Source organism: Actinomadura fibrosa, from assembly GCF_900659615.1.
Taxonomy (GTDB): Bacteria; Actinomycetota; Actinomycetes; order Streptosporangiales; family Streptosporangiaceae; genus Spirillospora; species Spirillospora fibrosa.
The window spans coordinates 1-6,879 of the sequence record NZ_CAACUY010000362.1; the positions used below are offsets into that span (position 1 = coordinate 1).

Genomic DNA, 6,879 nt, shown 5'->3' on the forward strand with positions numbered 1-6,879 from the left:
CGCGCGCCGGCGCCCACGACACGCGGCTGCTCGTGGCGATCACCGAGTCGGACACGCTGGAGGCCGCCGGCGAGCACGCCCGGGCGGCGCGGGCCGCGCGGCACGGCATGGCCCTCGCCGAGGGTCTGGGGCTGGCGCGCACCCGCGGCACGCTGCTGGCGCCGAACCTCTCCGAGTCGCTGCTCTCGCTGGGCCGCTGGGCGGAGGCGAGCGAGGTCAACCGGGACGCGCTGAGCCTCGCGCCGCCGCCGCTCTACCAGGCCTACCTGCGGATCATCCAGGCGACCGTCGACCTCAGGCGCGGGGAGACCGGCCGGGCCGCGGCGGCCGCGGCGCAGGCCAGGGCCGCCCTGCGCGGCAACAACCGCGGCGAGGAGTCCTGCCTCGAACCCGACCTGCTCGACTGCCGGATCGCCCAGGTCAGGCAGGACGCCGCGGCCGTGGCGGCGATCGCCGGCCACGTCCTCGACGACCACGATCCGCTCGCCAGCCCCAAACTGGCCTGGCCCCTGCTCGCCACCGCGGCGCAGGGCCTCCGCGACCACCGGCAGGCCGGGCGCCTGACCGAGCGGCTGGCCGCGTGCGCCCGGAAGCTCACGGCCACCGGACGGCTCCAGCAGGCGTACCGGATGGCGTTCGACGCCGAGATGAACCGGGACGACATGGACGCGTGGTCCCGGGCGGTCGCGGCGTGGCGCGGACTTGAGCAGCCCTACGCGCTGGCCGAAGCCCTGCTCGGCGCCACGCGTGCCGCGCTGTCCGTCCCGGACCGGAACCAGGCGATCGCGTCCCTGACCGAGGCCGCGTCGATCGCCACCGACCTGGGAGCCGGTCCGTTGCGCGCCGAGATCGAGAAGCTGGCCAAGCGGTCCCGGATCGCCCTGTCGGCGGCCGTTCCGTCGGCCCGGCCCCGGCAGGACGCGCCGGCCAGGCTCACCGGCCGCGAGCTGGAGGTGCTGGAACTCCTGACGACCGGTCTGAGCAACCGCCAGATCGGCGAGCACCTGTTCATCTCCGCGAAGACGGCCGGCGTCCACGTCTCGAACATCCTCGCCAAGCTGAACGTGACGACCCGTCTGGAAGCCGCGGCCTGGGCCCACCGGTCCCGCCTCTTCGCGGACGGCGAAGACCCCCGGTAGCGGAAGCGGGTCGGCCGAGCGGGGACGCTCCCGGCTTTCGGGAGCGTCCCGCTCGGCTTCAGCGGGCCTATGTCCGCCGGACGGTCTCGCGGTACTGCCGGGCGGTGAGGCCGATCTGCCAGGCGGCGGCCTGCACCGGATCCCGGATCCAGCCGGGCACCAGCTCGCCGAACTCCCGCCGGGTGCCGTCCCGTTCCAGCGTCCCGTTGGTCATCAGCAGCAGGTGCAGGTGGTCGTCGTAGAGCTCGTCGACGCACCAGAGGCTGAGGATCTGTCCGGGGTTGCCCGGGTCCGGCTCCTCGCGGCCGACGCGCGGCCAGCCCGCCTGGCCGACCACCCGGCGCCATCCGGCCCGTCCGGCCAGCAGTTCCACGGCGCAGCGCCGCTGCTCGGAGTTGCGCAGCGCCAGCACGCGGCGGACCGGGACGTCGTCCTCGACGATCTCGCGCGGCATGGTGACGCCGTGCCACGCCCACAGGCACCAGCCGTCGGGATACCGCACCGCCGGTCCGCTCGGGTGGTGGAGCCGGCCTTCGGCGTCGTGGTGCAGTTCGGCGGGACGCTCGGTGAGGACGACGCTGTCGCGCATCGGCCACCACTCCCCCGCCGCCCGTCCGACCCGGAGCAGGCCGCGGCCGTGGCGGTCCGGCTCCAGGACGCCGCACCGCGCGAGGAAGTCGAGCTGGGCGGGCTGCCCGAGCATCGGCGGACGGAACGCGCCCAGCCGGGGCAGCGCCGCGACCTCGGGGAGCATCCGCCCGTCCTGCCACGTCGCGGCCACCTGGTCGACGGCCGTGCCGACGGCGCCGCGGAGCCCGGTCCCGACCGCCGCGGCGACCTCGCGGCCGAGGCGCCCCAGCGGCCCGGTCCACCGGGGATCCCGCTCCAGCCCGCCGAGGTCGGACGGCAGCGGGTCGAGCATGATCAGGTCGGTCTCCGCGGTGTCCCGCGGCACCCGATCGATGATGGCCTCGCCGGTCGCCTCCGGCAGCGTCCGCCACGCCCGCCTGGTGACGAGCGGGAGCCGCCCCGCGCGGATGTCGGCGCCGATGCTGCCCGCCATCGGCGAGCCCAGCCAGATCACCTGCTCCGGCGGCCTCCGGCCTGCGCCGAGGTAGACGTCCCGGACGCCTTCCTCGGCCGCCGCCCGGTCCGCCGGTCCCACGGCCAGCCCGTGCCCCGTCCACTCCGCCTGCACCAACGGCAGTAGAGCCAGCTGCTCCACGGTCGGCGGCGGCCTGTGGTGGCCGTGAGCGGGCCGCGGGGTCGCCATCGTCAGTCCGCGACGAAGCGGGTGCTCGCGCTCCACGCCTGCTCACGCGCCGCCTGCTCACGCGCCGCCCGCTTGCGGGCCTCCTGCTTGCGCGCCTCCTTGCGGGCCCGGTCGCGCTTGCGCTGGGCCCCGGGGTCCAGGACGCGCGGCGCCATCTCGCGCTTGCGGCGCAGCACGTACCGGCCGGGGGCGATCCCGGTGTTGCCGTGCTCCGGGTGGTCCAGCCACGCGGTCGCGCCCTCGCCGACCTCCAGCGATCCCAGGACGATGTCGCCCGCCGCGCCGTCGCGGACGTCGTACCGGACGTCGCCGGACGCGAGCAGCAGGTGCGTGTGGCCGCCCGCCTCGCCGCGGACCACCGCGACGCCGACCGCCGGGACCGGGTCCGCCGGACGCTGGAAGTCCTCCGCCGCCATCGCCGCGGGAATGACCGACAGGTCGCCCTGGTGCTGCAATCCGGCAATCGTCGGAATGTCGAGTTCAGCGGCCAGATGAGCCAGGTCGACGCCATCCGACCGCACGTTGCTGAGAAGTTCCACTATGGCCTCCGCTCAGTGCCTCCCACAAAGCTAGCGCCGTCGACCCATAGGGGAAACGTATTTTTCAGGCACCGCCAGTGGCGGCCGCCGGAGACCGCTCTACCGCTCTGAGCTGCGCGTTCAACGCGTTTATCCTCGGATTCGTTGTTCGTCCGAGGACACTGGTGCTGGGCGCCGTCACGAAATCAATGGCCGGATTCCGGGCGCTCACGTCCGCGCCGAGGAAAAGTTCACCGCTCCAGCTCGCCGCACTCTGCGGATACCGCGAAGCCGTTGAGGCGTTCGGATGCCGGAGCGGAACGGAAAGCGCGCAGGCGGCGTCCGGATTCCGGTCGCGGGCTACCGCTTGTTGAGCTGGCCCGCGTCGACGGGGACGACGGTGCCGGTGACGTAGCGCGCGTCGTCGGAGACCAGCCAGGCGATGGCGTTGGAGACGTCGGCCGGTTCCACGAGGTCCACAGGCATCGCGTTGGACAGCGCCCGCGCGAGTTCGGGGACGCGCTCCATGATCGCGGTGAGGTTCCCGTCGGCGGCCATCGGCGTGCGGACCGCGGTCGGGGCGACGCTGTTCACGCGGATGCTGTAGGGCGCGAGGTAGTTGGCCCACGAGCGCATCAGCCCGATGACGCCGTGCTTGGCGGCGGTGTAGCCCAGGAACCCCGCGGTGGGGATGCCCACGCCGATCAGGCCGCCGGTGGAGCTGGTCAGCACCACCGAGCCGCCCCGCCCCCGCTCGATCATCGAGGGGATCGCGATCCGGCCGGTGTTCCACACGCCGGTCAGGTTGACCCCGATGACCTCGTCCCACTCCTGCTCCTCGGCGGCGTCGGCGGCGCCCGCGCCGATCCCGGCGTTGGCCAGGACGATGTCGACCGGTCCGAGCTCCCGCGTGCCGTCCTCGAAGGCCCGCCGCAGCGCGGACGCGTCCCGCACGTCGGCCTGGTGGGCGACGATGCGGCGGCCCAGGGCCTTGACCTCCTTGACGGTCTGGTCGAGCTCGTCGGCCGTGCCCATCGGGTACCGCACCGTCTCCAGCTGGGCGCAGATGTCCACCGCGATCACGTCCGCGCCCTCCCGCGCCAGCCGGACCGCGTGGCTGCGCCCCTGACCGCGGGCGGCTCCGGTGATGAAGGCGACCTTGCCGTCGAGCTTGCCCATCTCTCCACCTCGCCGGAAATAATGCTCTCAGGCCACGAGAAGCGCGTTATCGATCACGCTACAGGGGCCGTCCGGGGGCGTCAACGGGACGGCACCACCCGCACTGAAGGGGGTTCCGGCTCAGAGAGGCAGCGGGGACTGGCCGGTCCGGTGGGCGTAGCGGCGGAGATCGTCCAAGGTCAGCGGCGATGTTTCGAGCTGGGCGCAGAGGCGGGTCAGGAATGCCTCGGCTTCGGCGGCGGACAGTTTCCGGGACGCGATGACCCGGTTCGTGGCGCGTTCGAGGACGGCCTCGCGGCGCAGGCGCGGGTCGTCGCACCACAGTTGCAGGACGTGGCTGCGGGCCGCCGTGTAGGAGCCGAGCTGGGTCAGCGTGAAGGCGCCCTTGCCGTTCGCTCTGCGGCCGTTGTCCGCGCGGGCGTCCGCGAAGCGGGCGGGCGGGAGGGTGAGGCGCAGCGTGCCGGAGTCGGTCCACTGGAGGTGGGACGGGTCGATGTCGCGGTCGGCGAGCCATCCGCCGAACTCGGCGCGGACGTCGCCGGAGTCGCCCGCGTCGAGCGTGCCGGTGAGAGCGGGCCAGGCACGGCTGAGGGCCGCGAGGTGCTCGTCGCGGGTCTCGGGGACGGCGGAGTACATCAGCAGGGACGGTCCGGCCGGGGTGACGGTGCGGATCACGTAGCAGGGCAGGTAGGCGTTGCTCAGGGACTCGAACGTCACCTCGCTGAGCTCGTCCGGGAGGTTGAAGTCGCGGCGGTCGGGACGCGCGGCGAGGCGCTGGAGGGAGTCGTGGCGGAACGCGCAGGCGTGCTCCATGAGCCGGTGCCACTTCTGCTCCCTGGCCTCGGCGGCGTCCCAGACGACCACCTTGCGCTCGTAGTAGGCGGCGGGCAGGGGTTCGCCCACGATGCCGTCGAAGTAGAGCCGCTGCCGGTCGCGTTTCGGGACGTACCGGGTGTCGTCGTGGACGGAGCGGAGGCCGAGCCGGGTCAGGGCGAGGGTCCCGTCGGGCTGGACGACCACGTGGCCGACGCCGCCGAGGAAGCGCAGGACGCGGTCCACCATCGCCTCGTCCAGGCCGAGGAAGCCCGCGATGTCCGGGACGGTGCGCAGGCCGGCCTCGGCGATCGCGCGGCCGACGAAGCGGTCGAGCAGGTCGTAGGGCTGGCGGTCCTCGACGAGCGCGCCGATCTCGACGGCGAACAGCGGCACCCCGATCCGGTGCAGGCGGACGGGCCGCACCCCGGGGAGGCTCGCCGCGTCCTCCAGGGCCCGGGCGCTGTGGTAAAGGGCCTCCCTCACCGGTCTCCCTCCGCGGCGACCAGCGTCTGGACCTCGCGGACGTCGCGCAGGTCGCCGCTGGTGCGGACGTGGTCCAGGAGCGCTTCGGCCATGGCCCGGAAGGCCGGGTCGCGGGCCTGCGCGAGCGTCGAGGAGTCGCCCACGAGGATCAGCAGCCGGCGGGGGCGGGAGAACGCGACGTTGGCGCGGCGGAGCTCGCTGAGGAAGCCGACGGCGCCATTGGCGTTGCTGCGGGTGAACCCGAAGACGATGACGTCGCGCTCGCCGCCCTGGAACGCGTCGACGGTGCCGACGCCGGCGGCGGCCGCCTCGTCGCCGATGCGCGCGGCGAGCAGTTCCGTGACGAGCCCGACCTGCGCCTGGTACGGGAGGATCGCCGCCCAGTCGGCCGCGTCGCCGTGGTAGTGCGCGACGAGGTCGGCGATGACGCGGGCCTCGGTGTCGTTGGCGTAGCCGGTGTCGGCCCAGCGCTCGTCCGGGCGGGGCGGGCGCTCGTGGCGCGCACGGCGGGGCAGGCCGGCGGTGTCGACGAACACCAGCGGCGCGGCGAACAGGGCGTCGCGGTGCGGGCGCCGCACGTCCGACTCCAGGAAGCCGTCGTAGAACCACCGCGAGATGAACCGGGCGATGACGGGCGGCATCCGCCGCTGGTAGCGCAGGACCTCGCGGTGCCCGTCCGGGACGCCGGGGAACAGCAGCTCGAACGCGCTCCTGGTGACCAGGTCGAGGGCGCGCGGATCGTCCCGCGCCCAGCCCGCCACCCGCGGGTCGACGAACGGCGGGAGCTGGTGGTGGTCGCCGACCAGGACGGCGCGGCGGGCCCGCACCAGCGGGACGAGGACGTTCGGCGTGCTGATCTGCCCGGCCTCGTCCACGACGGCGAGGGCGAAGTCGAGCCCCTTGAGCGCCCCGGTGGTGGCGGTGCCGATGCAGGTCGCGCCGATCACGTCGGCGTAGCGGGCGAGCTCCGGGTAGAGCTGCTCGGTGCGGCTGCCGAGGTGCCCGCGCCACTCGTTCAGCAGGGCGAGGCGGCGCCGCATCAGCTCCACCGCCTGGGCCGCCTGGTCGCGGAAGGCGGCGAGCGCCGGCAGGTTCGCCTCGGGGGCCGGCGGGACGGGCACGCCGTGCAGGAGGGCGCGGAGTTCCCCGGCGTCGTCGGCGGCGGCCCGCGCGCGTTCCCCGGACACCGCCCGGGCCTCCTCCAGGGCGCGGCGCAGGTCGGCCAGCTCGGGTGAGGTGTCGCGGATCCGCCGCGCGTCGGCGAGGGCCCGGTCCCTGTCCCGCAGGACGCCGGTCAGTACGGCGTGGATCCGCGCGCGTTCGTCCTGGCCCTGCCGGTGCTCGGCGGCGAGACGGGCGGCCCGGCCGCGGAGCAGGCTGCCGATCACCGGCCAGCGCGCCCTGGCCTCGGCGCGGTCGATGCGCCGGGCGAGGGCCGCGAGGTCCTCGTCGTGGCCGGCGAGCACGCGCT

Annotated in this window: 6 protein-coding genes; 1 reads left to right on the top strand and 5 read right to left on the bottom strand. The window is 74.5% G+C overall.

The window, feature by feature from the left end:
- Window positions 1-1,139 (top strand): helix-turn-helix transcriptional regulator (locus E1300_RS53650; RefSeq protein ID WP_131763596.1); only part of this gene is annotated, 1,139 nt, incomplete at its 5' end.
- A 67-nt stretch (window positions 1,140-1,206) separates the two neighbouring features.
- Here the strand turns inward: E1300_RS53650 and E1300_RS46115 are convergent.
- The 5 genes from E1300_RS46115 to E1300_RS46135 form a co-directional block, all read right to left on the bottom strand.
- A complete protein-coding gene (locus E1300_RS46115) occupies window positions 1,207-2,412 on the bottom strand; it encodes a DUF6745 domain-containing protein (RefSeq protein ID WP_131763597.1) in 1,206 nt (401 codons plus the stop codon).
- A 2-nt stretch (window positions 2,413-2,414) separates the two neighbouring features.
- Complete coding sequence (locus E1300_RS46120; RefSeq protein ID WP_207400369.1) at window positions 2,415-2,951, bottom strand: DUF8820 family protein; 537 nt, start codon at window positions 2,949-2,951, stop codon at window positions 2,415-2,417.
- Window positions 2,952-3,290: 339 nt separating this feature from the next.
- On the bottom strand, window positions 3,291-4,109 hold the full coding sequence (locus E1300_RS46125; RefSeq protein ID WP_131763598.1) for a mycofactocin-coupled SDR family oxidoreductase: 819 nt from the start codon (window positions 4,107-4,109) through the stop codon (window positions 3,291-3,293).
- A gap of 120 nt (window positions 4,110-4,229) precedes the next feature.
- A complete protein-coding gene (locus E1300_RS46130) occupies window positions 4,230-5,408 on the bottom strand; it encodes a hypothetical protein (protein WP_131763599.1) in 1,179 nt (392 codons plus the stop codon).
- The coding region (locus E1300_RS46135) for a DEAD/DEAH box helicase (protein ID WP_242619833.1) at window positions 5,405-6,879 on the bottom strand (1,475 nt) is incomplete at its 5' end. The genes E1300_RS46135 and E1300_RS46130, both read right to left, overlap by 4 nt.

Excerpts from the sequence above, each read along its gene's own strand:
- E1300_RS46115 (WP_131763597.1), bottom strand. The coding sequence starts at position 2,412 with ATGGCGACCCCGCGGCCCGCTCACGGCCACCACAGGCCGCCGCCGACC.
- E1300_RS46125 (WP_131763598.1), bottom strand. The coding sequence starts at position 4,109 with ATGGGCAAGCTCGACGGCAAGGTCGCCTTCATCACCGGAGCCGCCCGC.